Annotated in this window: 26 protein-coding genes; 6 read left to right on the top strand and 20 right to left on the bottom strand. The window is 62.0% G+C overall.

The window, feature by feature from the left end; genetic code table 11:
* Positions 1 to 240 precede the first annotated feature (240 nt).
* The 4 genes from prmC to ACFJIU_RS30510 form a co-directional block, all read right to left on the bottom strand.
* A complete protein-coding gene (gene prmC / locus ACFJIU_RS30525) occupies positions 241 to 1,113 on the bottom strand; it encodes a peptide chain release factor N(5)-glutamine methyltransferase (RefSeq protein ID WP_379066371.1) in 873 nt (290 codons plus the stop codon).
* Between the two features lie 4 nt (positions 1,114 to 1,117).
* Positions 1,118 to 2,194 carry a peptide chain release factor 1 gene (gene prfA / locus ACFJIU_RS30520; protein WP_379066369.1) on the bottom strand — a complete coding sequence of 359 codons (1,077 nt, stop codon included), beginning with the start codon at positions 2,192 to 2,194 and terminating at the stop codon, positions 1,118 to 1,120.
* 17 nt (positions 2,195 to 2,211) lie between these two features.
* Positions 2,212 to 4,482 (bottom strand): phosphoenolpyruvate--protein phosphotransferase, encoded by a 2,271-nt coding sequence (gene ptsP / locus ACFJIU_RS30515; protein WP_379066367.1) that lies wholly within the window; start codon positions 4,480 to 4,482, stop codon positions 2,212 to 2,214.
* 76 nt (positions 4,483 to 4,558) lie between these two features.
* Positions 4,559 to 5,833: an aspartate kinase gene (locus ACFJIU_RS30510; RefSeq protein WP_379066365.1), complete on the bottom strand. Its 1,275-nt coding sequence runs from the start codon at positions 5,831 to 5,833 to the stop codon at positions 4,559 to 4,561.
* A 545-nt stretch (positions 5,834 to 6,378) separates the two neighbouring features.
* On the opposite strand from ACFJIU_RS30510, the gene ubiG reads away from it, so the two are divergent.
* Complete coding sequence (ubiG, locus tag ACFJIU_RS30505) at positions 6,379 to 7,125, top strand: bifunctional 2-polyprenyl-6-hydroxyphenol methylase/3-demethylubiquinol 3-O-methyltransferase UbiG (RefSeq protein ID WP_379066363.1); 747 nt, start codon at positions 6,379 to 6,381, stop codon at positions 7,123 to 7,125.
* 10 nt (positions 7,126 to 7,135) lie between these two features.
* Here ubiG and ACFJIU_RS30500 read toward each other — a convergent pair whose 3' ends face one another.
* Together ACFJIU_RS30500 and ACFJIU_RS30495 are read right to left on the bottom strand one after the other, a co-directional pair.
* On the bottom strand, positions 7,136 to 7,645 hold the full coding sequence (locus tag ACFJIU_RS30500) for a flavin reductase family protein (RefSeq protein WP_379066361.1): 510 nt from the start codon (positions 7,643 to 7,645) through the stop codon (positions 7,136 to 7,138).
* A 12-nt stretch (positions 7,646 to 7,657) separates the two neighbouring features.
* Positions 7,658 to 8,779 (bottom strand): LLM class flavin-dependent oxidoreductase, encoded by a 1,122-nt coding sequence (locus ACFJIU_RS30495; protein WP_379066359.1) that lies wholly within the window; start codon positions 8,777 to 8,779, stop codon positions 7,658 to 7,660.
* A 107-nt stretch (positions 8,780 to 8,886) separates the two neighbouring features.
* Here ACFJIU_RS30495 and ACFJIU_RS30490 point away from each other — a divergent pair, with 107 nt between their 5' ends.
* Positions 8,887 to 9,474, top strand: a complete 588-nt coding sequence (locus ACFJIU_RS30490; RefSeq protein WP_379066357.1) for a winged helix DNA-binding protein — start codon at positions 8,887 to 8,889, stop codon at positions 9,472 to 9,474.
* 7 nt (positions 9,475 to 9,481) lie between these two features.
* On the opposite strand, the gene ACFJIU_RS30485 is transcribed toward ACFJIU_RS30490, so the two are convergent.
* Complete coding sequence (locus ACFJIU_RS30485) at positions 9,482 to 10,372, bottom strand: DMT family transporter (RefSeq protein WP_379073277.1); 891 nt, start codon at positions 10,370 to 10,372, stop codon at positions 9,482 to 9,484.
* Between the two features lie 61 nt (positions 10,373 to 10,433).
* On the bottom strand, positions 10,434 to 11,003 hold the full coding sequence (locus ACFJIU_RS30480; RefSeq protein WP_379066355.1) for an NADPH-dependent FMN reductase: 570 nt from the start codon (positions 11,001 to 11,003) through the stop codon (positions 10,434 to 10,436).
* 100 nt (positions 11,004 to 11,103) lie between these two features.
* Between ACFJIU_RS30480 and ACFJIU_RS30475 the strand changes: the two genes are divergently transcribed.
* Positions 11,104 to 11,598: a MarR family winged helix-turn-helix transcriptional regulator gene (locus ACFJIU_RS30475; RefSeq protein ID WP_379066354.1), complete on the top strand. Its 495-nt coding sequence runs from the start codon at positions 11,104 to 11,106 to the stop codon at positions 11,596 to 11,598.
* Between the two features lie 152 nt (positions 11,599 to 11,750).
* Here the strand turns inward: ACFJIU_RS30475 and ACFJIU_RS30470 are convergent, their stop codons facing one another.
* Genes ACFJIU_RS30470 through ACFJIU_RS30455 form a run of 4 tightly spaced genes read right to left on the bottom strand, consistent with a single transcriptional unit; the run spans position 11,751 to position 14,158 of the window.
* Positions 11,751 to 12,176, bottom strand: coding sequence for a DUF1178 family protein (locus tag ACFJIU_RS30470; protein ID WP_379066352.1), 426 nt, complete (start codon positions 12,174 to 12,176; stop codon positions 11,751 to 11,753).
* Positions 12,173 to 13,039, bottom strand: a complete 867-nt coding sequence (locus ACFJIU_RS30465) for a carbon-nitrogen hydrolase family protein (protein ID WP_379066350.1) — start codon at positions 13,037 to 13,039, stop codon at positions 12,173 to 12,175. Before ACFJIU_RS30465 ends, ACFJIU_RS30470 begins: the two co-directional genes overlap by 4 nt.
* Before the next feature lie 34 nt (positions 13,040 to 13,073).
* Positions 13,074 to 13,343 (bottom strand): glutaredoxin 3, encoded by a 270-nt coding sequence (gene grxC / locus ACFJIU_RS30460; protein ID WP_379066348.1) that lies wholly within the window; start codon positions 13,341 to 13,343, stop codon positions 13,074 to 13,076.
* 29 nt (positions 13,344 to 13,372) lie between these two features.
* Positions 13,373 to 14,158 carry a ComF family protein gene (locus tag ACFJIU_RS30455; RefSeq protein ID WP_379073276.1) on the bottom strand — a complete coding sequence of 262 codons (786 nt, stop codon included), beginning with the start codon at positions 14,156 to 14,158 and terminating at the stop codon, positions 13,373 to 13,375.
* 50 nt (positions 14,159 to 14,208) lie between these two features.
* On the opposite strand from ACFJIU_RS30455, the gene ACFJIU_RS30450 reads away from it, so the two are divergent.
* On the top strand, positions 14,209 to 15,084 hold the full coding sequence (locus ACFJIU_RS30450; protein WP_379066346.1) for a methyltransferase domain-containing protein: 876 nt from the start codon (positions 14,209 to 14,211) through the stop codon (positions 15,082 to 15,084).
* Between the two features lie 9 nt (positions 15,085 to 15,093).
* On the opposite strand, the gene ACFJIU_RS30445 is transcribed toward ACFJIU_RS30450, so the two are convergent.
* The 6 genes from ACFJIU_RS30445 to ACFJIU_RS30420 form a co-directional block, all read right to left on the bottom strand.
* Entirely contained in the window at positions 15,094 to 15,270 is a 177-nt protein-coding gene (locus ACFJIU_RS30445) for a Flp family type IVb pilin (protein WP_379066344.1), read from the bottom strand.
* A 94-nt stretch (positions 15,271 to 15,364) separates the two neighbouring features.
* Positions 15,365 to 15,676, bottom strand: coding sequence for a hypothetical protein (locus tag ACFJIU_RS30440; protein WP_379066342.1), 312 nt, complete (start codon positions 15,674 to 15,676; stop codon positions 15,365 to 15,367).
* A gap of 91 nt (positions 15,677 to 15,767) precedes the next feature.
* On the bottom strand, positions 15,768 to 16,190 hold the full coding sequence (locus ACFJIU_RS30435; protein ID WP_379066341.1) for a (deoxy)nucleoside triphosphate pyrophosphohydrolase: 423 nt from the start codon (positions 16,188 to 16,190) through the stop codon (positions 15,768 to 15,770).
* Complete coding sequence (locus ACFJIU_RS30430; RefSeq protein ID WP_379066339.1) at positions 16,187 to 16,996, bottom strand: GNAT family N-acetyltransferase; 810 nt, start codon at positions 16,994 to 16,996, stop codon at positions 16,187 to 16,189. The genes ACFJIU_RS30435 and ACFJIU_RS30430 overlap by 4 nt, the downstream gene beginning before the upstream one ends.
* The gene (gene argJ / locus ACFJIU_RS30425; protein WP_379066337.1) at positions 16,965 to 18,206 is read right to left on the bottom strand and encodes a bifunctional glutamate N-acetyltransferase/amino-acid acetyltransferase ArgJ; all 1,242 of its coding nucleotides are present in this window, start codon (positions 18,204 to 18,206) and stop codon (positions 16,965 to 16,967) included. Before argJ ends, ACFJIU_RS30430 begins: the two co-directional genes overlap by 32 nt.
* Before the next feature lie 101 nt (positions 18,207 to 18,307).
* A complete protein-coding gene (locus ACFJIU_RS30420) occupies positions 18,308 to 18,562 on the bottom strand; it encodes a hypothetical protein (protein ID WP_379066335.1) in 255 nt (84 codons plus the stop codon).
* Positions 18,563 to 18,672: 110 nt separating this feature from the next.
* Here ACFJIU_RS30420 and ACFJIU_RS30415 point away from each other — a divergent pair, with 110 nt between their 5' ends.
* On the top strand, positions 18,673 to 19,275 hold the full coding sequence (locus tag ACFJIU_RS30415; RefSeq protein WP_379066332.1) for a TetR/AcrR family transcriptional regulator: 603 nt from the start codon (positions 18,673 to 18,675) through the stop codon (positions 19,273 to 19,275).
* A 98-nt stretch (positions 19,276 to 19,373) separates the two neighbouring features.
* Here ACFJIU_RS30415 and ACFJIU_RS30410 read toward each other — a convergent pair whose 3' ends face one another.
* The gene (locus ACFJIU_RS30410; RefSeq protein ID WP_379066330.1) at positions 19,374 to 20,300 is read right to left on the bottom strand and encodes a peptidylprolyl isomerase; all 927 of its coding nucleotides are present in this window, start codon (positions 20,298 to 20,300) and stop codon (positions 19,374 to 19,376) included.
* A 240-nt stretch (positions 20,301 to 20,540) separates the two neighbouring features.
* Between ACFJIU_RS30410 and secA the strand changes: the two genes are divergently transcribed.
* Positions 20,541 to 23,267, top strand: a complete 2,727-nt coding sequence (gene secA / locus ACFJIU_RS30405; protein ID WP_379066328.1) for a preprotein translocase subunit SecA — start codon at positions 20,541 to 20,543, stop codon at positions 23,265 to 23,267.
* Positions 23,268 to 23,302: 35 nt separating this feature from the next.
* On the opposite strand, the gene ACFJIU_RS30400 is transcribed toward secA, so the two are convergent.
* Positions 23,303 to 23,674: a hypothetical protein gene (locus ACFJIU_RS30400; protein ID WP_379066326.1), complete on the bottom strand. Its 372-nt coding sequence runs from the start codon at positions 23,672 to 23,674 to the stop codon at positions 23,303 to 23,305.
* Between the last annotated feature and the right edge of the window lie 41 nt (positions 23,675 to 23,715).

Here is a 23,715-nt window from a genome sequence, read left to right as displayed (position 1 = left end):
CCTGCCGTTTCGCTGTTTCACCGGTGCTCGCCCGCATCGATTGCGTTGGCGCCACGTGTCATCCTGTTCCGGTTACATCACTTTCCGGACGATTCCCGCACGAAGCTTGAGCGTCGTTTCGCAAGAAGGCAGCTATTTCAAAGGAACCGAATCGCTAAGAGCACTGCCTGCTTCGTCTCATCCGGTAAATCGACCCTAGCCGCATTCCTTAGCCTTGCCAAGCGGTTTTTCGCCGCGCCTTCAAGCTTTTCCGCCACTTGTGAACAGTAGAACGCGATCGTTTCCGGCAAGATCGCGCAGCGCTGTTTTCATGAGGAATCCTGCATCCAGGAAAATATCGGTCACTTCTGCCTTCTGGCTGCTGCCGATCTCAACGGCGACCACGCCGCCGGCTTCCAGATGCCTGGCGCTTTTTGCAGCAATTGTCCGATAGGCATCGAGCCCATCCGCACCGCCATCAAGCGCCCGCAATGGATCGAAATTGCGCACCTCCTTCTGCAGCGTTTCGATCTCAGCACTCGATATATAGGGAGGGTTGGAGACGATTACATCAAATCGACCCGAAATTGCTTCGAACCAGTCGGATCTGACGACACTAAACCGCTCTGAAAGGCCGAGATCCCGAGCATTGCGGGCTGCGGTGGCAAGCGCATCCTCGGAAATGTCCACGCCCACGGCTCGCGCCTGCGGGGACGCCGCGAGCAGCGCCAGCGCAATGGCACCGGTTCCCGTGCCGAGATCGAGGATACGGCAGGCCCCTTTGCGTTCACCTATCTCGGCGAGCAGCGGCAGCATCGCATCCACCAGCGTCTCCGTGTCGGGACGCGGTTCGAGGGTTTCAGGCGAAAGCCCAAGCCGCAACCCGTGGAATTCGCGATAGCCGAGGATTCGATGCACCGGTTCGCCGGAAATCCTGCGGGTCAGGGCGGCATCGACGGCTGACAGCATATCGGCACCGATGACACGGTCGGAATCCACGATCGCCTCAGTGCGGGTCGTACCGGTAAGGTCTTCGACCAGAAGCCTTGCGTCGATCACCGCACCTTCAATGCCGGCCTCCACGAGGCGCCTGCGCGCCGAAAGCAACAGCTCGGCAAGGGTCGTGCCTGTCACGGCCTCACCCTTCCTTCATCTCCGCCAGAAGCCTCGACTGGTGGTCAGCGATCAGCGCGTCGACCACTTCGTCCAGCTCCCCCTCCATCACGCGGTCGAGCTTGTAGAGCGTAAGATTGATGCGATGGTCGGTCAGGCGCCCCTGCGGGAAATTATACGTGCGGATGCGCTCGGAGCGGTCGCCAGAACCAACCTGCGACTTGCGCGATTCCGAACGCTCCTCGTCGGCGCGGCTGCGTTCGAGATCGTAAAGCCGCGCGCGCAGGATCTGCATGGCACGCGCCCTGTTCTGGTGTTGCGACTTCTCCGCCTGCACCACCATGATGCCGGTGGGCAGGTGGGTGATGCGCACGGCGGAATCGGTGGTGTTGACATGCTGGCCACCGGAACCGGACGCACGCATCGTATCGATGCGGATGTCTTCCGCCTTGATCTCGATATCGACTTCTTCGGCTTCCGGCAGCACGGCGACCGTCGCCGCCGAAGTGTGGATGCGCCCTTGTGCTTCCGTGGCCGGCACGCGTTGCACGCGATGCACGCCGGATTCGAATTTCATATGGGCGAAGACGCCCCTGCCGGAAACCGAGGCTATGATTTCCTTGAACCCGCCGACTTCGCCGTCGCTGGCTGAAACAACCTCGAAGCGCCACCCCTTGGACGCCGAGTAGCGCTCATACATGCGGAACAGATCGCCGGCGAACAGGGCGGCCTCGTCGCCGCCGGTGCCGGCGCGGATTTCCAGGATGGCGTTGCGTTCGTCGGCGGCATCCTTCGGCAGCAGCAATACCTGGATTTCCTGCTGCAAGGCTTCGATACGGCTCTCCACCTCCGGCAGATCGGCCTCGGCCAGCGCGCGCATCTCGCTATCCGTGCCCTTGTCGCCGAGCATCGCTTCGAGATCTTCCCGCTCGCGCTCCGCGGCACGCAGTTCCCGGATCTTGGCGACCAGTTCCTGCATGTCGGCATATTCGGCCGCCATCTTCACATAGGCATCAGGTGCCGGCCCGGCCGCCATCTGCGCTTCGAGCATGTCGAAACGCTTGACAACTTGGTCCATGCGGTCGCGGGGCAGATTGATCATGGGGTGTCGAAGGCTTCTTACAAAGGAATGCCGCGGTCATCCGCGAAGGCCTGCAGCAGCGCGCGGATCGGCATACCCGTGGCGGGCTGGTTGAGGTTATCGGCGAAGAAGGCTTGCAGCTCTTCCAGCGGCAGGTCGGTCAGCATCGCCTTGACTGGGCCGATCGCCGCCGGCGACATGGAGATGGAACGGAAGCCAAGGCCGATCAAGGCCATGGCCGAAATCGGCTTGCCGGCGAGTTCGCCGCAAAGTGTCACCGGCGTATTGTTGCGATGGCCGGCATCGGCGATCTGCTTCAGCACACGCAGGAACGGGATCGAGACCGGATCGAAGCGATCGGCCAGTTGCGTGTTGCCGCGGTCCACCGCCATCACGAACTGGAACAGGTCATTGGAGCCGACCGAGACGAAATCGACCGACTTCATCAGTTCGTCGAGCTGGAACAGCAGCGACGGCACTTCCAGCATCGCGCCCAGCTTCAGGCTGGTCGGCAAATGGTGGGCGAAGCGCGAAAGATGCCTCACCTCGCGCTCGATGATCTCCCGCGTCTGCGCGATTTCACCAAGCTCGGTCACCATCGGCAGCATCAGCTTCAATTCACGCCCGCCGGCGGCCTTGAGCAGCGCACGGATCTGCGTCCGCAACAGGCCGGGGCGGTCCAGAGTCAGACGGATCGCCCGCCAGCCAAGTGCCGGGTTCTCTTCCTGCGTGGCATTCTTGAAGTAGGGCAGCACCTTGTCGCCACCGATGTCGATGGTGCGGAAGGTGACAGGCTTGCCGCGCGCGGCTTCCAGCACATCGCGGTAGAGTTTTTCCTGTGCCTCGGCGCGCGGGAAGGTCGCCGCCACCATGAATTGCAGCTCGGTGCGGAACAGGCCGATGCCTGCGGCGCCCGATTCAGTCAGCTGCGGCAGGTCGACAGCAAGGCCGGCATTCATCAAGAGGTCGACCTGCACACCGTCACGGGTGACGGACGGCTTCTTGCGCAGCTCCCGGTAGAGTTCCTGCCGGCGCGCACGGAAGCGCACCTTCTCCGCATAGGCCGCCTCGAGGTCCTGCTGTGGCCGCAGATGAATGGCGCCCTCGTCGCCGTCGACGATGATGGCATCGCCGTTTTCCGACATCGACACCGCGCCCTTGACCTGGCCGGCCACCGGAATGCCCATGGCGCGCGCAACGATGACGACGTGGCTGGTCGCAGCGCCCTCTTCCAGCACGAGCCCGCGCATCTTGTCGCGCGGATAGTCGAGCAACTCGGCCGCCCCCATCGAACGGGCGACGATGATGGCATCCTTCGGCAGCGAGGCAGCCACGTCTTCGGGCCCGCGCCCCATCAACTGGCGCAGCAGCCGGTTGGCGAGGTCATCAAAGTCGCTCATCCGCTCGCGCAGATAAGGATCGGTCATGTGGATCATGCGGGCGCGCATGTCCGACTGCACTTTTTCCACCGCGGCTTCCGCCGTAAGGCCGTTGCGGATCGCCTCTTCCAGGCGGCGCACCCAGCCACGATCATTGGCGAACATGCGGTAGGCTTCCAGCACCTCGCGATGTTCGCCTTCGAAGGCGACATCTCGCCGCTCCAGCATGTCGTCGATGGAGAGCCTGAGCGAGCCGAGCGATTCCTCGAGCCGGCGAACTTCTTCTTCGCTGTCCTCGTTGAACAGGTTGGTGACGACGATACGCGGCTCGTGCAGCACGACATGGCCGAGCCCGACACCTTCGTTGAAGGACACACCCGTAAAGGAAACAGGACGGCTGAGATCGAGCTCCATGCCGGGGCGCGACAGCCGCGCAAGGTCGCCGGTCGCGACCATTTCGGCGATCACCATGGCGGTGGTCTCGAGCGCCTCGACCTCGTCCTCGCGATAGACGCGCTTGGTGCGGTTCTGCACGACGAGCACGCCGAGCGTGCGGCCTGCCCTCAACACCGGCACGCCGAGGAAGGCGTGATAGATTTCTTCGCCGGTCTCCGGCAGATAGGCGAAGGCAGGATGTTCCTGCGCGTTGGACAGATTGAGCGGGCGCGCGCTTGCGGCGATCGTGCCGACGAGGCCCTGGCCGAGGCGCAACTGCGCCAGGTGAACGGCGTTCTTGTTGAGACCTTCGGTGGCATAGAGTTCGAGCACGGAGTCGGCGCGCAGGACATAGAGCGAGCAGACTTCCGCCACCATGTTGGAGGCGATGTCGCGCACGATTCGGTCAAGCCGATCCTGCGGCTCCAGCGGCTCCTGCATGAGCTCGCGGAGCCGTTTCAACAAAACGCGCGGGCCGATGGCCGTCTCACGCATCGCGGCTTCTCCAAAGGCGATTGGGCCGGTGCGGTTCCCTTCGCACCGGCCCGACGCAAAAACCGACTCGGGTCTCTTATTGCTTATCGAGACCGTAGACGGAATGCAAAGTGCGAACAGCCAGTTCCGTGTAAGGACCGTCGATCAGGATCGAAATCTTGATCTCGGAGGTGGTGATCGCGCGGATATTGATGCTTTTTTCGGCAAGTGCCTGGAAAGCAGTCGCTGCCACGCCGGCGTGGCTTCTCATGCCGATGCCGATGACGGAAACCTTGGACATGCCTTCGTCATGCTGGAGGGCATCGAAGCCGACTGTCTGCTTGACCTTGTCCAGCACAGCCAGGGCCTTGGCGACATCGCCGGAGGGCACGGTGAAGGTCATGTCGGTCGATTTGCCGTCTTCCGAGATGTTCTGGACGATCATGTCGACGTTGATGTTGGCTTCGGCGAGCGGGCCGAAGATGCCACCGGCCACACCCGGCCGGTCGGCGACACGGCGCAGCGAGATCTGTGCTTCGTCCTTGGCGTAGGCAATTCCGGTGACGACCTGCTGTTCCACGATTTCATCCTCGTCGCAAATGAGCGTTCCGGGCGGATTGATCAAATCCCCCATGCCGGGTGCATCGGGATCGTCGAAGGACGATCGCACGAAAGTGCGCACCTTGTGTACCATGGCGAGCTCCACCGAGCGCACCTGAAGCACCTTCGAGCCGAGCGAGGCCATCTCCAGCATTTCCTCGAAGGAAATGCGATCCAGCCGCCTGGCCTTGGGTTCCATGCGCGGGTCCGTGGTGTAGACGCCGTCGACATCGGTGTAGATGTCGCAGCGGTCGGCCTTGACGGCGGCCGCGATCGCCACCGCGCTGGTGTCGGAACCGCCGCGGCCAAGCGTCGAAATGCGGTTGTCCGGCGCGATCCCCTGGAAGCCGGCGATCACAGCAACCTGGCCCTCCTTGAAACGCTGGATCAGGAACGAGCCGTCAATGTCTGTTATGCGCGCCGCGCCATGCGCGCCGTCGGTCTTGATCGGGATCTGCCAGCCATGCCAGGATCGTGCATTGATGCCCATCGACTGCAGGGCGATCGCGAGCAGACCGGACGTGACCTGCTCGCCGGAGGCGACGATGGCATCATATTCGCGCGCGTCGAAGAACGGGCTGTTGGCGCCGGTTGCCTTGGGCATGCCTTGCACCCAGCCGACGAGCTCATTGGTCTTGCCCGACATCGCCGAGACGACGACTGCCACCTCATGGCCGGCCTCGACCTCACGTTTGACGTGACGCGCCACATTGTGGATGCGGTCGAGGTCGGCGACGGAGGTTCCGCCGAACTTCATCACGATGCGCGCCATGGGAGCGGAAAGCCTTTGAATGCAGGCCTGATGGCCAGGGATGGACAGGAAAGCCCCGGCTGGCCGGGACGCAAAAATGCGCGGCTTCCTTAGCCAAAACACAAGACCTTCGCAAGGCACACACGACCGATGTGGCAGCGTGGCGCAAGTCTCTTGCGATTTGGCTTGCTCCATTGACCAAAGAGACTCGCCTTGGACTGGCTCTCCCTTGAACCGCCGATCCCCCGGCAGTCATGACATCGGAGCCGTTGACGCGGACATGAGCATGCATCTTCTCTCTGGCCGAGCACGCCGGCTTCGTGCGCCTGGTTTTTGACCCACGATGGACTGGTGCTTGAGCCGACATTGCAAATGCTCGATGCCGGCTGGAGACAATACACGGGAAATTTGGTGGCGCTCGCCTAAACGCTTTGAGCGAAGCAGGGCTTTGGAAAACAACGGCTTTGTGATGCCGCTTTGTCGCGCCGGAATGACGCGCGCACAAAACGCGCCTTGACAATCGGCTCCCTTCTGCCGACTTCCTTTCCCCCGAAGGAGACAAAGTCATGCCAGAGCCCCGACGGTCGACGATCGACGCCGGAGAAGTCGAGCGCTTTTCAGCCCTTGCCGCCGAATGGTGGAACCCCAACGGAAAATTCCGTCCGCTGCACAAGTTCAACCCTGTGCGGCTGGCCTATATCCGCGACCAGATCGCGACCCGCTTCGGCCGCGACGCCCGCGCGGCCAAACCCTTCGAGGGCTTGCGTATCCTCGACATCGGTTGTGGCGGCGGACTGCTGTGCGAGCCGATGGCGCGCCTGGGCGCCGAAGTGGTCGGGGCGGATGCTTCCACGACGAACATCGAAGTAGCCAGGCTGCACGCGGCGGAAGCCGGTGTGGCTGTCGACTATCGTGCCACTACGGCCGAGGACCTGGCCGATGCCGGCGAGAAGTTCGATGTCGTCCTCAATATGGAGGTGGTCGAGCATGTCGCTGACATCAACCTGTTCGTCGGCAAGTGCGGCGAGATGGTGAAGCCGGGTGGCATCATGTTCGTGGCTACCATCAACCGCACGCTGAAGGCACTCGGGCTGGCCATCATCGGTGCGGAATACGTGTTGCGCTGGCTACCCCGCGGCACGCACAAGTTTGGCAAGCTGGTGCGGCCGGAAGAACTGGAACACGCCCTGAGCGGCGCAGGCCTCGCCATAACCGATCGCTCCGGCGTCATCTACAATCCACTCGCCGATCGCTGGCAGCGTTCCAAGGACATGGACGTCAACTACATGGTGCTCGCCGAAAAGGCGGCCTGACTACGCCCGGTCAGGTTTCCGCCAGAAGCGGCCTGTAGGCGCCGCGCCAATAGATCAGCGCCTCGGCGGCGTCCTGGGTGCGTACGGCTTCGACCGAGCCGATGATGATCGAATGCGTGCCGCGATCGATCATTTCGTCGAGGCTGCAATCGAATGCCGCCACGGCATCAGCGAGAACCGAAGCACCGGTTTTCATCGTCGTCCATTGCACGCCGGCATAGCGGTCCTGCCCTTTTACGCCGCCGAAGCCCGAGAAGCGCTCGGCCACCTTCTGGTGCTGCGGTCCCAGTGAATTGACGGCGAAATGACGGTGGCGTTCGATGACCTGCCAGGTCGAGGACAAGCGGTTGACGCAGGCAATCACCTTGGGCGGTTCAGCCGATAGTGAAACCACCGAGATCACCACAAGGCCGGACCTGTCATCACCGACGCCGGCGGTGATGACGCTGACATTGCCGACGATAAGCCGCATCGCCGAGCGGAAAGTGCCGGCATCAACCGGTTCTGAAGCCATTGCCATGGTGATGGTCCCTTACGCCGCCGAGCGTGCGGCGGCAGCAGCCATCCGGATGCCGCGCTGTTCCAGGATCGGAAGCACGGTATCACGGAAATAGGGAAACTCCTCCGCATAGTCGACGAAGGAAAGCGTCGTGCCGCGAAAACCGGCCTCGTGCAGGGCAGTGATGCCATCGGCGACCTGCTCGGGCGTGCCCGTCAGGGGAAAACCGCCGTGACCGGCTGCCATGCGATCCCGGATAAGGGCGAGCAGGTCATGCGGGAACGACTGCGCATGCGCGAATTGCAGGCGCACCAGATTGTCGACCGCCGCCCAGTCGGCATTGGTGCGGCCGAAATGCTCCAGATAGTCCCTCGCCTCCTTTTCCGTCGGCCGGCACACGACGTGGGAGAAGGTGAGCACGTCCACCTTGCGACCAGCTTCCTGGGCTTGACCCTTGAGGGCCTGGATCTCGTCCTTCGAGCGCGCCAGGTCGATCGCCGGCGTGAACAGGAAGTTGGCGTTGCGGATTGCAAAACGCCGTCCTTCTTCCGAACCTGCGGCGTTGAGGATCGGCAGGGGTGACGACGGTCGCGGATCGCCGAGCACATTCTTCAGCTTGAAATAGGTCCCGTCCCAATCAAAGGCTTCGGTGCGGCTCCATAGCGCCTGGATGACGTCGAACCATTCCTGCGCATAGCCGTATCGCGTGATGTGATCGTCCGGCAGCGTCAGCCCCAGCGCTTCATATTCCGGCTTGTTCCAGCCGGCGACGATGTTGAGACCGATGCGCCCGGCACCGATCTGATCAATGGTCGCGAGCTGTTTGGCAACGACAACGGGATGGTTTGCCGTCGTATGAGTGGTGGCAAACAGGGTGATGTTGCGCGTCAGTGCCAGCAGTCCTGTCGCCCACGTGATCGTTTCCAGCACGTTGCCGTGGAAGTTGGTCTCGCCGCCATATCCGATCCAGCGTGCGATCGGCAGCATGAAATCGATGCCGGCGTCATCGAGAAGCCGCGCCAGCCGGAGGTTGTTGTCCCAGGAATTGACCCACCGCTCAGGCACTTTGGTGACGGTCATGCCGCCGGAGCAGTTGGAAGCGAACGTACCAAGAAAGAAAGGCTGCGCAGTCACGCCGCCGCCGAGCATGCTCATATCGATATCCTCACCATTTGTTATATTTTATAATAGAAAGTCTATCATAAAACCTCATGGACGCAACCCGGTCCGCTGGTGCATGGTCGCAGCGCGAGGAGGCGTGGATGAAAGCCAAGAAGACATCGAACCAGAGGGATCTTCTCGATCGAGGCTGGCACCTTGCGCGCACGCCGCTCGAGATCGACGTCGCCGAAATCGAATACGCGCTGATGCGCTCCTACGAGGCTTTCGGCCGCTGGCAGGCAGAATGTCTTGAGACGGTGATCGAGTTTTCGGCCAGCGGCCCAGAGAACGCGCTGTTGCATATCATCCGCATGAACGACCGGCCGAAGAGCATCCGCGACCTCGCGCAGATGACCAATCGTGATGACATTCCCAACATCCAGTACAGCCTGCGCAAGCTGGTTAAGGCTGATCTCGTCAAGCGTCAGGGCAGCGGCCGCGCCGGGGTCACCTATGAGGTCACGCCGCTGGGGCACCGCGTGACGGAACGTTACGCCGATATCCGCTCGGCACTGCTGATCGATGCGGTAACGCGCGTGCCCGATCTTGCAGACAGGCTGGAAGATGCGGCACGCACGCTGGAATTGATGACAGGCATCTACGAACAGTCCGCTCGCGCCGCCGCCACCCACCGCAGGCGCCACCCGCAGCCGGAAGCAATCGGCGTTCGCGAGAACGACGAGGACTGAAAGAAGATCAGGCCGACTGTCGCTGCGCCTTGGTGGTGATGAACACGCCGGCCACGATGATGGCAGCGCCGGCCCAGGTCAGCAGCTGATAGTTCTCACCAAGGAACAGCGTGCCGGAGACCAGCGCGACGGCAGAGCCGACATAGCCGATCTGGCTGAGATAGACCGGACCGCCGACCGCCTGAAGGCGGAAATACAAGGCGAACATCGCCGCTCCCGTCACCACCTGGGCGAGCACCAGCCAGGGCACCTCGACCAGAATGCCGAACGAAGCGGCCTGGCCAGAAAAGAGCAGTCCGCCAAGCAACATCGCTGCTGCCGCAAGGTGGCTGCCGACCGCCAGTTCGATGGCGTCGGTGCCTGTGGGCCAGTCGATGGTGCGATAGATGTTGCCGGCGGCGAGGAAGACCGGGATCAGCAGGCCTATCAGCACCCAGAACAGATCGGCTGGCTGACCGGCCTCACCGCGGGTCAACGCCACCAGGAGGGCTCCCCCAAAACCGATCACGATGCCGATCACACCGAGCAGATTGGGGCGGCGCACGCCAAAGAGGATGGACAGAGTAAGCGTCACCACCGGTGAAAGCGTGAACATGATGCCGGTATAGCCGGCGCCGAGATGCGGGATGGCGGAGAAGATCAGGAAATTCGGGATGGCGAAGGAAATGGCCGCCGCGATGATGTAGTAGCGCAGCTTGTGACCCGTCATCACCAGGCGATGGCGCCGGTAGAACAGAACCAGCAGAAGCACGCCGCCAATGCCGAACGACGTCATGAATGCCCACAGCATCGGCGGCACGGTATTCGCCGTCGCCAGCTTGCCGAGCGGCAGCGTCAGCCCCAGCAGGACGCCGGTGATCAAAAGCAGGCCGAAGGCCGAATCCCACACCGATTTCATCGAGGCGCCCGCGTGATTTTCTTCAGATAGCGTGGTCATGATGACGATATCCTTTACGCGCTCAGGCGACCTGCCGCTGCTCGAACGGCGGAACCTGACGTTGAATGAATGTCTCGAAGGCAGCGCCGAAAGCCGCAAGAAATGCGCGCGCACGCTCATCGATCAACTTGCCGCCGGCATCAAAAAGCGCGCCCGTGTTGCCAATGTAGGCTTCAGGCTGGCCAAGCACCTTCATGTCGAGCGAAGCCAGCGATGGCCTGAGATGATGGTTGGCACCGAAACCGCCGATTGCGCCAAGTGATGTCGAGATGATTGCTGCGGGCTTGCCACCCAATGCACCCTGCCCTTGCGGCCGGGCGCAGATATCGATGGCATTCTTGAGCACACCCGGCACCGAACGCACATATTCGGCGGTGACGAAAAGCACGGCGTCGGCCGAGGAGACTCGATCGCGCAACGCTTGCCAGTCAGCAGGCGGATTTGCTTCCAGGTCTTCGTTGAAGAAGGATACGGCGCCGATGTCGATGAAATCGAGGGAAAGCGCCGGCGTGAGCTCCGCCACCGCTTTCGCCACCTTACGGCTGAAGGATTCCTGGCGCAGGCTGCCGACGAGGACTGCGATTTTGCTCATTTTGATCTCCTGGCAGGCTTGGCCACTTGGCGATTGCTGATCGATGACATATCATTTAATAGAAAGAATCTTAGTGTCAAGATACTTTATGGTGAGATAAATGGATCGTGCTGGGAATGCTGTGGCGCAATGGCAGAAGGAAAGGCCGGATCTCGATGTCCGTCCCATGGCGGTGTTCGGGCGCCTCAGCTACGCCGCCCTGGTGGTGGCGCGGGACAAGCTGAACCCCTTGTTCGCCCAGTTCGGCCTGCAGAATGGCGAATTCGACGTTCTGGCGACCTTGCGGCGCTCGGGCACGCCTTTCGCATTGACGCCGACAGCACTCTATGAAGCCACGATGGTGACCTCAGGCGCCATGACCAATCGGCTGGATCGATTGGAAAAGGCAGGGCTCATCGCGCGTGCGCCTCATCCACAGGACCGCCGCGGCGTGATCGTGCAACTGACGGAAAAAGGCCGTGCCCTCATCGACGAAGCGGTAACCGCCCATGTCGCGAACGAGCACCAGGTTCTCTCGGCGCTGACGCGGGACGAGCAGGATCAGTTGGCGGCGCTGCTCGAGAAGCTGATCAGGGGACTCGACGCAAACGATTGACGACCAGAGGCCGAGCACCGCTGGCGGATCTGCGCGCTGATGGAATACGGCCTAGAGCATTTTGTAGCCAAGTGGAATCACTTGGCGTTACAAAAATGCGACGAAAACAAAACTTAGAGCGTTTCCGCGTTTCCGTGAAAAACGGAAACGCTCTAGTTGCGATCGTCCGGGAAAGTCGGCATCGGCATGAATTCGACGCCGTCCTCGGCCAGGCTCTGGGCCTCCTCGATGGTCGCTTCGCCGTAGATACCGCGCGCATCGGCCTCCCCGAAATGGATCTTGCGCGCTTCTTCGGCGAACTTGTCGCCGACATAGTCCGAATTCTCGCGCATCTTGTCGGCCAGCGCCTTGAGCTGCACCATCGCCTGGCGCTGCTGCTCACCCATGGCCAGCGCCATCCTTTCCTGCTTGCGGCTTGTCGAAACCGCCGGCGCCATCAACGCTTTCTCGACCTTGTGCGAACCACAGCTCGGGCACTCGACGAAACCGCGCTTCTTCTGCTTGTCGAAGTCATCGTTGGAGCGGAACCAGCCCTCGAAATCGTGCTCCCGCTCACACACCAGGGAAAAGCGGATCAAGACGCGGCTCCCCTGAGCGAGGCCGGCTCTGGCTCGAACCGGCGCAGCGAGAAGTCGCGCGCGTTCTTCAGATTCGGGATCTTGGCGCGTGCTGCCGCCGATTGGGCCGGATCGATTTCGGCAACGATGACCGCCGGCTCGTTGTGGTCTGCCTCGGCAAGGACGCGCCCCCACGGATCGACGATCAGCGAATGGCCATAGGTTTCACGGCCGTCTTCGTGCAGGCCACCCTGCGCGGCGGCGATGACGAAGGCACCGTTCTCGATCGCACGCGCCCTGAGCAGCACATGCCAATGCGCTTCACCGGTCTGGCGGGTGAAGGCGGCAGGCACCGACAGCACCGCGGCCCCACCGAGCGCCTCGGTGCGGAAAAGCTGCGGGAAGCGCAGGTCGTAACAGATGGCGAAGCCGAGTTTCGTACCGGCAAGATCAACGACACCGGCTTCGGTGCCTGGTTCATATGCCGAGGATTCCCGCCAGCTTTCGCCGTTGTCGAGATCGACATCGAACATATGGATCTTGTCGTAGGACGCGAGCGTCTTGCCATCCGGCGCGATCAGCAGGGCGCGGTTGGCAAGCTTGCCGTCGGTCCGCAGGACGGCTGTCGAGCCAATGTGAAAATAGATGCCGAGTTCGCGCGCCAATTGCCTGGCCTTGGCGACGACGACATCCTTGTCCTCGCTGGTGAATATGGACTGCTTGGCATCCTTGTCGCGAACCAGCGCGCCGGTCATCTCGGGCGTCTGTACATAGGTGGCCCCCTGTGCCACCGCGTCGCGCGTAAGGCGCTCCATGTCGGCAGCATTGCGCTCCGGGCTGGTACCGGAGCGCATCTGAATGGCGGCTGCCTTGAAAACACCCATCGTTTCGTCCTCGCTTTTTGATCGTCCTGTGCGTTCAGCGCGCCACAGCACCGGCAAGCAATACATCGAGCCGCCCGGCGTCTTCCAGCGCGTGCAGGTCGTCACATCCGCCGACGTGGACATCCCCGACGAAAATCTGCGGGAAGGTCGCACGGCCATTGGCGCGCTGGATCATTTCCTGGCGCAGCTCCGGCGAGAAGGATGCGTCATGCTCGGTGTAGGTTACGCCCTTCCTGTCCAGAAGGCGTTTTGCGGCTGCGCAATAGCCGCACATCATGCGTGTGTAGATCGTCACGTCGACCATGGGTCAACAATCCTGCCTTGTCATGAAACCTATATAGTCTCGGACTCGTCGGCCCGAAAGTCCCCCGGCAGGACGCGCGCGAAGGTAAGCACATCGACAGCGGCAGCACCTTTTCTTTTCAGGGCCTTGGCCACCGCTCTCACGGTCGCGCCAGTGGTGTAGACATCGTCCACCACCAGCACACGTCGACCTGCGATTTCGATCTCGACTTCTGGCGGCACCTGGAAAGCGGCCCGCACATTTTCCTCGCGCGCAGTGCGCTCCAGCCCCACTTGCTGGCGCGTTGGCTTTATGCGTTTTATCGCCTGCGGCAGGAAATGCCGCCCTGACCGTCCGGCAAGAGCGCGCGCCAGTTCGGCGGATTGATTGAACTTGCGCCGAAAGAACCGCTGCCAGTGCAGCGGTACCGGTACAATGACATCCGCCTCTTCAAGCAAGTCGGCGCCGGCGCGCGCCATCCAGCCCGCCATCCACGGCGCCAGGTCAGTGCGGTCGTTGTATTTCAGCGCCTGCACCATCTGCCTCGCCACCCCCGAATATGCGGCCGCTGCACGCGCACGTTCGAAGGGAGGAGGATCGGCAATCGCTTCGGCGGACAGGAAACCGTCGCCCATGTCATGTGTGAACGGGGTACCCATGACCGGGCACCAGGGCCGCTCGAGAAGCCGCAGCTTCGGCCAGCAATCGCCACATAAAACACCGGGCTGAGAGACGTGGCGGCGGCAACCAGCGCAGACCGGCGGAAACAGCATCCGCGCCGGCCATTGCAGTGCTGTCTGGGCTAGCCCCTTGATATCCGCCATCGGATCGGCCACGTGATTGTCCGTCACCAGATCAGCAAGCATAGCAGAAGCAGGCCCCTTCTTTGCAGCCTTTGTTCGACACCGCCCTCTTTCTGACGCGAAAGCGCCGGGCACTGGCTCGGCCCAGCAATGGCGCGGATTTCCTGATGCAACGCGCCGCCGATGATCTGGCCGACCGCTTGGCTGCGGTCGAGCGCCGCTTCAACCGTGGCGCAACCCTGTTCTGCCAGACCGGGCATGCGGCCGATGTTCTTGCTGCGAGCGGCAAGGTCGACGAAGTCATCCGCGTCGAAGCCGATCCCGCCTTTCTTGCCGATGGTCCGGGAGTGATCACAACCGGCGAGACAGTTCCCTTCGAACCCGGCAGCGTCGACCTCATCGTATCGCTGCTGGCCTTTCAATCGATGAACGACATTCCCGGCATGTTCGCCCAGATCCGAAGGGCCCTGAAGCCGGACGGCCTCTTTCTCGGTGCGATGACTGGCGCCGGCACGCTGAGCGAACTGCGCGAAAGCCTGCTTGCAGCCGAAACCGAGCTCCATGGCGGCGCAAGCCCCCGGGTCATTCCCTTTGCCGATGTGCGAGATGCCGGCGCTTTGCTGCAAAGGGCCGGGTTTGCGCTGCCCGTTGCCGACATCGAGACGGTGACCGTGCGCTATGGCACGCCATTCAGCCTCATGAACGATCTCAAGGCGATGGGTGAAACCAATGTCTTGATCGATCGCAGCCGCCGACCGGCCGGCCGCGCACTGCTTGCCCGCGCAGCTGAAATCTATTTCGAGAGATTCTCCGACGCCGATGGACGTATCAGGGCAAGCTTTTCGATCATCTGGCTGTCCGGCTGGGCACCGGATGTTTCCCAGCAGAAGCCACTGAAACCTGGATCGGCTACGGTATCGCTGGCTAAGATCCTGGGCGACAACGGGGCAGACAAGTAGGTAACCCTATTACTTGCTGAGAGCCTGGACGAGTTCGCTGCTGTTGTTGTTCCATAACCATGCCAGCCGGTCGGCGAAGGCGCCAACGCCGGCGATGATGACAAGGGTTATCAAACTTCCGATCAAGCCATACTCAATGGCGGTCGTTCCTTTGTTATCCGCCAAGAATCGCCACAGCAATGACATGGTCGCCCCTTCCCGTTCGATCTCTCTTAGCGACAACTGATTTACAAAGGTTAACGGAGCAGGCTTAAGGCTCGGTGAATCTGCCAGACAGCACTCAGCACGCGCCTGAACGGGTGCCGTTGTCGCGGATGATGCAGACCGCTTCGGGGCTAGGCTGCAACACGCTGCGCCGCATCGTATAGGTGTTCATCCGGCTGATCGATCCGGTGCTCATCATGTCGAGCCTGGCCTGAGGGTCCGCGCTGGCAAACCGTTGTCCGAGTTGGCTGTTGAGATAGGAAGCACCAAGGATGGATAGCGCCACCGCCGCCGACCCAAAAAGCAGCGTGACCCTCAGCATGCCCATGCCGATCATGCCCAGCGAACGCTGCGGGCGGATATCCGCCCAGTCCCGATCAATGCTCATGCGCCAACCCCAAGACGGCACCTTGCCGCAGCAGCCCCGGGATTACTCTTTCATGAGTGGATTAAACCTCTGTTAACGCTAATTGTGGCGATCAGAGCAGGTCGATCAGGAAAGGGATAAGCGGCGCATCCGCCGGTGGCATCGGATAATCGCGCATCTGCTTCGGGCGAACCCATTTCAATGCCTGCGCTTCCTTCGGCTCCGGCGTGCCCCAGAAGCGGCGGCAGACGTAAAGGGGCATCAAGAGATGAAAGTCGTCGTAGCTGTGGCTGGCAAAGGTCAGCGGTGCCAAGCAGGCCGTCTTGGTTTCGATGCCGAGTTCTTCGCGAAGTTCGCGCACGAGGCAATCTTCAGGTGTTTCGCCCTGTTCAACCTTGCCACCCGGGAATTCCCACAAGCCGGCAAGCTGTTTGCCTTCGGGCCGCTGCGCGATCAGCACGCGGCCATCGGCATCGACCAGCGCACAGGCAACGACCAGAAGCAGCCGCTTCGGTTTGGACGGTTCGAAGCTCATGCGGCTGCCGGCTGCCTGTAGTGATAACGATAAACTTCCTCGAAGCCGAGCCCATGATACAGGGCAAGGGCCGGAGCATTGTCGGCCTCGACCTGCAGCCATGCTTCGCGAGCGCCGCGCAGCCGCGCCCATTTCAGCGCTGACAACACCAGCTGTCGGCCGTATCCCTGCCGCCGCACGGCCTTGTCCGTGGCAATCTCGAACAGGCCGGCCAGATCGCCGTCATGCACACAGATCAGCGTTGCCATCGCCTCATCACCGCGTTCCAGCGCGAACAATCCAGCCTCGGGCTGGATCGCGCCAATGATTTCCGACAGACCGGGCCGTAACGAAGCGTCGGCACCATGCACTTTCAGCGTCGCCGAAACGAATCGGCTGATGTCCTTGAGCGGTATCTGATCGAGGACATCGTCGACCGGCGCCTTTGCGAGCGGCATGCGCATGACCAGCGACTCGCCGAAACGCGACCAGTCCTCGGCGTCGAGATGTCGCGAAAGTGCAGCTCCCGCGAGCGGCGAAATGCGGAAGGTGAGCGGCCGCCCGTAAGCTTCGAAGCGCCGGCCGGCACGCGCAATGCGTTCGGGCAGGTGATGAACATCATTCGGGTCGAGCGGATTGATCGAATTCAACCGCTTGGCTGGATGGCCGGCCGTCAACCGCACCACCCAGGTACCGTCATAGTGCGCCGCTGCCGCAGGCCACGCGCGAAAGCCTGCCGCTTCGTAGCGGCGGACCTTTGCCAGGACGGTGGCAGGATGCTGCGGATTCAACAAATCAGCTCCGGTAGTCGCCGTTGATGGCAACATATTCCTTGGTGAGATCGCAGGTCCACACCGTCGCCTTGCCGCGGCCTATGCCGATGTCCGCGCGAATGACGATACTGTCGCGTTTCATGTAGGCCGAGGTCGCAGCTTCCGAATATGCCGAGTCGCGCTCGCCATCGACGGCAAGACGATTGTCGCCGAACCAGATCGCCAGCCTGTCGCGATCGGCGGGCTCGCCAGCCTTGCCGACCGCCATGACGACCCGGCCCCAATTGGCATCTTCACCGGCAACCGCAGTCTTCACAAGCGGCGAATTGGCGATCGACAGCGCTATGCGCTTGGCCGAACGCGCCGACTTCGCGCCTGTTACAGTGACTTCGATCTGCTTGCGGGCACCTTCACCGTCGCGCACCACCTGGATCGCGAGTGCCTTCAACATCTTGTTGAGGGCGCGGCGGAAGCCGCCGAGACGTGCATCCTTGGCATCCGTGATCTTGGGTGCGCCACGTTTGGCGGCCGCTCCGGTCGCAAACAGAAGCAGCGTGTCGCTGGTCGAGGTGTCGCTATCCACCGTTACAGCATTGAATGTCTTGGCTGTCCCTTTGGAGAGGAGATCCTGTAGCACCGGTGCGGCGATCGGAGCATCGGTCGCGACAAAAGACAGCATCGTCGCCATATCCGGCGCGATCATGCCGGCACCTTTGGCGATACCGTTGAGCGTTACATCGACATCACCCAGCTTGACCGTGGCAGTGACCACTTTCGGATAGGTGTCCGTGGTCATGATCGCCCTGGCTGCCTCGGTCCACTGCTCCGGGCGCGCTTCCCTGGCCATGCCGGCCAGGAGATGGCTGTATTTGCCGGGGTCGAGTGGTTCGCCGATCACGCCGGTCGAAGCCAGGAAAACCTCATCGGCGCCGCAGCCGACAGCCTTGGCGGCGGCCGCGGCGGTCATCGACGTCGTCTCACGGCCTTTTTTCCCGGTGAAGGCGTTGGCGTTGCCGGAATTGACCACCAGCACTCGGGCCTTGCCCTGGCCAAGGTTTTCCCGGCACAGGTCGACCGGAGCCGAGGGGCACTTCGAGCGGGTGAACACACCGGCAACGGCAGTCCCTGGGTCGAAGACCATTGCCAGGAGGTCGGTGCGATCCTTGTACTTGATGCCTGCCTCGGCTGTCGCGATGCGTACCCCCTCGATCGCCGGCATCTTGGGATATTTCTTGGGGGCGAGCGGGGAAATCGTAGCGGACATAAGGAACCTCGGCGGTCCGATAAACGGGAAGGATACGCTCCGTTTGCCCGATAGTGCGAACCTTCGCAAGGCGTTTTCTGACGCCCGTCGCCGCGCCTGCTCTAACCCACCGCTGGATTGATGAACCGGCCAAAGACGCGATGAACCGTCGGTATCAGGCCCCAGATCATCGCCGATACCATCGTTGGCGCGATGACCAGCGTACGCTGCCAGATTTCCCACTCTTCCGTCAGCGGTGCCAGCACATAGAGGATCGTGGTGATAAGCGGATAGACGCCGGCCAGCACCAGCAGTGCAAATCGATGGCGGGAAAACCGGGATTGAGTGACGACAGGCGATGCGTTCGTGCTGGACAAGACAGCCTCCATAAGAACGATACGTTTCGTTACATATATAGAACGCTCCGTTTCGTTTCGTCAAGAGTTGATGTATGGTTGCCGGCGAAGTTTCGAGGAGTGTGGACGCGTTGACCGCAAGTGAAGGAAAGGCCCGGCGTTCGATCGGAGCCCGACGCAACCCCGCCAGCGCCGAGGCCATTCTCGAGGCGGCCGAAGCAGTGCTCCAGGAAGACGGCTATTCCGGCTTTTCCATCGAAGCGGTGGCGCGACGCGCCCGCGCTGGCAAACCCACCATCTATCGTTGGTGGCCGAGCAAGGCGGCACTGTTGATCGACGTGTACCAGCGCCAGAAGCACCTCGACTATCCGGACACCGGAGATCTGGAAGGCGATCTGGTGGCATTCCTCGCCGGCCTGCTCGCGCATTGGCGCGACACCCCTTCAGGATCGATCTTCCGCTCGATCATCGCCGAAGCCCAGTCCGACGAAGCCGCGGCGAAAGCACTCACGGCCTATGCGGCCAGTCGCCGCGTCGAACAGGGCAAGATAACCGAACGCGCGAAGGCGCGCGGCGAAGTGGGCGATGACGTCGACCCGCTGCAGGTGGCGGATATGGTGTCGTCCTACGCCTGGGTCCGTCTTCTGACCGGACGGCTGGACGAAGATGAGGCCAGGATCCGGGCCGGCGTCCGGATCATCGTCCACGGCATCAAGACCCCGCGTTCAGGGTAGAGCCATCCGACACAGGCCCTTTCACCAAAAATAAAAGGGCGGCGCCGTTACGGGCGCCGCCCTTTTTAGAGCTGTTCGCCGGATCGGCGAAATCGCGCTTACTTGGTGGCGCTGCCCTCAGCCGCCTCGACGGCCTTGCGCAGATTCTCATCAGGAATCTCGACCTTGGCGGCCTTGCGCGCTTCCTTGACGGCTTCGAAATACTTGTCGCGGATCACCGCCGACTTGGCCTGGTCCTTGACCTGGTCGAAAGCCGGCGGCTGCTGCTGGCGCTTGTCTTCAAGCTTGATGATGTGCCAGCCGAACTGCGTCTGCACCGGCTCCTTGGTGTATTTGCCGACCTCCAGCGCCATTGCTGCCTTCTCGAACTCCGGCACCATCTGGCCGGGGCCGAAGAAACCGAGATCGCCGCCATTGGTCTTGCCGCTCGGGTCCTTGGTGTTCTCGTTGGCGAGCTTCTGGAAATCTTCGCCGGCATCGAGCTTCTTGACGATGGCGTCGGCTTCTTCCTTGGTCTTCACGAGAATGTGACGGGCATGCACTTCATTGACGGGCGGCTGTGCGGCGATTTCCTTGTCGTAACGAGCGCGGATTTCGGCATCGGTGATCTTGCCGACCACTTCCTTCTCGACCAGTTCGCCATGCAGGGCACGCTGCTGCAGGAAAGCGACACGACGCTGGAATTCGGGATCCTTGTCGAGCCCGTCGGCGATCGCCTTGGCCGACAGAACCTTGATCTCGATGGCGGCCGACAGTGCCGCGGCGCGGCGCTGTTCGGCGGGAAGCTGCGCGAACTGGCGCGACAGCTCACCTTCGGCAAGCGTCAGATCCGCTTCGGTAATCGGCTTGCCATCCACGGTAGCGATAACCGCATTGGGATCGACCGGAGCCGGGGCCGGGGCCGGAGCCGCAGCGGCATCTGCCGGTTTGGTTTCCTGGGCAGCAAGCGGCGAAACCGCCAGAGCCGACAGGCCGATAGCCAGACCGAGGCTGGCAAGCGACGCGCGGCGAAACAACAAGGTCATGCGAAAGAGCTCCGATGAAGATGATTGGGTCTTTTGATCAGCCGGAATGTGGCAGAATTAGGCGCTCTGCGGGTCGGTAACGCAGCGTTGACATCGATTGTGCCCCCTCTTATCTGTCCAACCACTTGGCGTCCAGAACCGTTTTCCGGGCGCTTTTTGGTGTTTTTCCGTTCAAGCGGGTCTGCAGGATGCCTCCACGTCCGCTCCCGTGCCCTGGATTGCAAGCGAAAGGACCATTGAATGGTCAGTCTCGGCGGTCTCGCCCGTAAGATTTTCGGCTCTTCCAATGACCGCCGAGTCAAATCGACCCGGCCCAGGGTCGAAGCGATCAATGCCATGGAAAACGAGATGCGCGCGCTCTCCGATGCAGAGCTCACCGGCCGCACCGAAAAATTCCGGCAGGATATCGCCAATGGCGCGTCGCTGGACGATCTGCTGATCCCGGCCTTTGCTACGGCCCGCGAGGCGGCCCGACGCGTGCTCGGCATGCGGCCCTTCGACGTGCAGCTGATCGGCGGCATGGTCCTGCACAATGGCGGCATCGCCGAAATGCGCACGGGTGAAGGCAAGACGCTCGTCGCCACACTTCCCGTCTACCTCAACGCTCTTTCCGGCAACGGCGTCCATGTCGTCACCGTCAACGACTATCTCGCCACGCGCGACGCCGAATGGATGGGCCGCGTCTATAAATTCCTCGGCCTCAGCGTTGGCATCATCGTGCATGGCTTGTCGGATGAGGAGCGTCGCGCTGCCTATGCCTGCGACGTGACCTACGCGACCAACAACGAACTCGGCTTCGACTACCTGCGGGACAACATGAAATATGAGCGCGCGCAGATGGTGCAGCGCGGCCACAACTACGCGATCGTCGACGAGGTGGATTCGATCCTCGTCGACGAGGCTCGCACCCCGCTGATCATCTCCGGTCCGCTTGAGGACCGCTCGGATATGTACAACACCGTCGATGCCTTCATCGTGCAATTGCAGCCCGTCGACTACGAAGTCGACGAGAAGCAGAAGACCGCGATCTTCACCGAAGAAGGCACCGAGAAGGTGGAGAACATGTTGCGCGGCGCCGGCCTGTTGAAAGGCGAATCGCTGTACGACGTCGAGAACGTCGCCATGGTTCACCACGTCAACAACGCCCTGAAGGCGCATCGCCTGTTCCAGCGCGACAAGGATTACATCGTTCGCAACGGCGAGATCGTCATCATCGATGAATTCACCGGCCGCATGATGCCCGGCCGCCGCTATTCGGAAGGTCTGCACCAGGCGCTCGAAGCCAAGGAGCATGTGCAGATCCAGCCGGAAAACCAGACACTGGCCTCCGTCACATTCCAGAATTACTTCCGCATGTACGAAAAGCTTGCCGGCATGACCGGTACGGCACTCACCGAGGCGGAAGAGTTCGGCAACATCTACAATCTCGAAGTCACCGAGATTCCGACCAACCTGCCGGTCAGCCGCATCGATGAAGACGACGAGGTCTATCGGACGGTCGAGGAGAAATACAAGGCGATCGTCCGGGAGATCCGCGAAGCCAATGCCAAGGGACAGCCGACACTTGTCGGCACGACATCGATCGAGAAGTCCGAACAGTTGGCCGAACGCCTGCGCCAGGACGGTTTCAAGGATTTCGAAGTCCTCAACGCCCGCCATCACGAGCGCGAAGCGGCGATCGTCGCCCAGGCCGGCAAGCCCGGCGCCATCACCATCGCCACCAACATGGCCGGCCGCGGCACCGACATCCAGCTGGGCGGCAATGCCGATATGCGCATTGCCGAGGAACTCGCCGACATGCCTGCTGGTCCCGAGCGCGAGGCGCGGGAAAACGCCATTCGCGAGGATGTGAAGCAACTCAAGGAAAAGGCGCTCGCTGCCGGCGGTCTCTACGTTCTCGCGACCGAGCGCCACGAAAGCCGGCGCATCGATAACCAGCTGCGCGGTCGTTCCGGCCGTCAGGGCGACCCCGGCCGCTCGAAGTTCTTCCTGTCACTGCAGGATGACCTCATGCGCATCTTCGGCTCCGAGCGCATGGACGGCATGTTGCAGAAGCTCGGCTTGAAGGAAGACGAGGCCATCATCCATCCCTGGATCAACAAGGCTCTCGAGAAGGCGCAGACGAAGGTCGAGGCGCGCAACTTCGACATCCGCAAGAATCTGCTCAAGTATGACGACGTCTCCAACGACCAGCGCAAGGTGGTGTTCGAGCAGCGCATCGCGCTGATGGACGGCGAAAGCCTCTCCGAGACGGTTGCCGAAATGCGCAACGACGTCATCGACGAGATCGTCGCCAAGGCCATTCCGGAAAATGCCTATGCCGAGCAATGGGATATCGCCGGCCTCAAGGCGGAGGCCCAGCAGTACCTCAATCTTGATCTGCCGATCGAGGAATGGGCCAAGGAAGAGGGTATTGCCGAAGACGATATCCGCGAACGCATCACCAAGGCCGCCGACGAAGCCGCCAACGAACGCGCCGGCCGCTTCGGCCCGGACGTCATGAACTATGTCGAGCGCTCCGTCGTCCTGCAGACCCTCGATCATTTGTGGCGCGAGCACATCGTCAATCTTGACCATCTGCGCTCTGTGGTCGGCTTCCGCGGCTACGCCCAGCGCGACCCGCTCAACGAATACAAGGGTGAGGCTTTCGAGCTGTTCCAGGCCATGCTGGGCAATCTTCGCCAGGCTGTGACCGCACAGCTGATGCGCGTGGAACTGGTGCGCGAGGCAGCCGACGCACCGTTGCCGGATGCCCCTGAGATGTTCGGCCAGCATATCGATGCCAGCACCGGCGAGAACGATTTCGGCGAGGGCACGGACGTAGCTGTCCTTGAAGACGCGCGCATCGTTCCTGCCGAGCAGCGCGACCCGCAAAACCCCGCAAGCTGGGGCAAGGTCGGCCGCAACGAACCCTGCCCCTGTGGTTCGGGCAAGAAGTTCAAGCACTGCCACGGCGCCTTCGGCTGATCAGCCGGGCGCGCCATGGCACCAGCCAGGCGTCGCTATTGCGGCTTTGGTGATGCAAGTTGCAGGGTGAAGACGGTCCCTGCCATGCCGTCCGCCAGTTTCGGCGCGAAGGTCAGCGGAACGCATTTCTGAACGGCTTCGGTCGCCGCCTGGACCAGCTTCTTGCGCTGGTCGGCGTCACCGTCGACACGGATGCTGGTCGCCTTGGGTTGGCCGATCAACGTTCCGTCGCGCTTGAAACTGAATTGCAGCGTGATTGAACCCTTCGCCGCGTCGGAAGGTGGGGCCCAGCAGCTCTGCAGCGCAGACCCAACCTCTCCCATCGTGTTCAAAGGCTCGGCCGACAGCGTTCCTGCCGACAGCCCGACGGTCAGGGCTGCCAGCACAATACCGGATGCGATTTTCATTGTGGTTTCCTCCGCGTCGGCTCCCTCCTCGTCCGACGATT

This window comes from Mesorhizobium sp. UC74_2 (genome assembly GCF_042701485.1).
Classification (GTDB): Bacteria; Pseudomonadota; Alphaproteobacteria; order Rhizobiales; family Rhizobiaceae; genus Mesorhizobium.
Note: the sequence above shows the minus strand (reverse complement) of the source record. Positions and strands in the feature narration are given on the sequence as shown.

Coding starts and splice junctions, on each gene's coding strand:
- ACFJIU_RS30445 (WP_379066344.1), bottom strand. CDS start 15,270: ATGTCATTGCTGTGGCGATTCTTGGCGGATAACAAAGGAACGACCGCC.
- ACFJIU_RS30465 (WP_379066350.1), bottom strand. CDS start 13,039: ATGGGTGTTTTCAAGGCAGCCGCCATTCAGATGCGCTCCGGTACCAGC.
- ACFJIU_RS30510 (WP_379066365.1), bottom strand. CDS start 5,833: ATGGCGCGCATCGTGATGAAGTTCGGCGGAACCTCCGTCGCCGACCTC.
- ACFJIU_RS30400 (WP_379066326.1), bottom strand. CDS start 23,674: ATGAAAATCGCATCCGGTATTGTGCTGGCAGCCCTGACCGTCGGGCTG.
- secA (WP_379066328.1), top strand. CDS start 20,541: ATGGTCAGTCTCGGCGGTCTCGCCCGTAAGATTTTCGGCTCTTCCAAT.
- ACFJIU_RS30490 (WP_379066357.1), top strand. CDS start 8,887: ATGAAAGCCAAGAAGACATCGAACCAGAGGGATCTTCTCGATCGAGGC.
- ubiG (WP_379066363.1), top strand. CDS start 6,379: ATGCCAGAGCCCCGACGGTCGACGATCGACGCCGGAGAAGTCGAGCGC.
- ACFJIU_RS30475 (WP_379066354.1), top strand. CDS start 11,104: ATGGATCGTGCTGGGAATGCTGTGGCGCAATGGCAGAAGGAAAGGCCG.
- ACFJIU_RS30435 (WP_379066341.1), bottom strand. CDS start 16,190: ATGAGCTTCGAACCGTCCAAACCGAAGCGGCTGCTTCTGGTCGTTGCC.
- ACFJIU_RS30430 (WP_379066339.1), bottom strand. CDS start 16,996: ATGTTGCCATCAACGGCGACTACCGGAGCTGATTTGTTGAATCCGCAG.
- ACFJIU_RS30495 (WP_379066359.1), bottom strand. CDS start 8,779: ATGAGCATGCTCGGCGGCGGCGTGACTGCGCAGCCTTTCTTTCTTGGT.
- prfA (WP_379066369.1), bottom strand. CDS start 2,194: ATGATCAATCTGCCCCGCGACCGCATGGACCAAGTTGTCAAGCGTTTC.
- grxC (WP_379066348.1), bottom strand. CDS start 13,343: ATGGTCGACGTGACGATCTACACACGCATGATGTGCGGCTATTGCGCA.
- ACFJIU_RS30485 (WP_379073277.1), bottom strand. CDS start 10,372: ATGAAATCGGTGTGGGATTCGGCCTTCGGCCTGCTTTTGATCACCGGC.
- ptsP (WP_379066367.1), bottom strand. CDS start 4,482: ATGCGTGAGACGGCCATCGGCCCGCGCGTTTTGTTGAAACGGCTCCGC.
- ACFJIU_RS30500 (WP_379066361.1), bottom strand. CDS start 7,645: ATGGCAATGGCTTCAGAACCGGTTGATGCCGGCACTTTCCGCTCGGCG.
- ACFJIU_RS30480 (WP_379066355.1), bottom strand. CDS start 11,003: ATGAGCAAAATCGCAGTCCTCGTCGGCAGCCTGCGCCAGGAATCCTTC.
- ACFJIU_RS30440 (WP_379066342.1), bottom strand. CDS start 15,676: ATGAGCATTGATCGGGACTGGGCGGATATCCGCCCGCAGCGTTCGCTG.
- ACFJIU_RS30410 (WP_379066330.1), bottom strand. CDS start 20,300: ATGACCTTGTTGTTTCGCCGCGCGTCGCTTGCCAGCCTCGGTCTGGCT.
- argJ (WP_379066337.1), bottom strand. CDS start 18,206: ATGTCCGCTACGATTTCCCCGCTCGCCCCCAAGAAATATCCCAAGATG.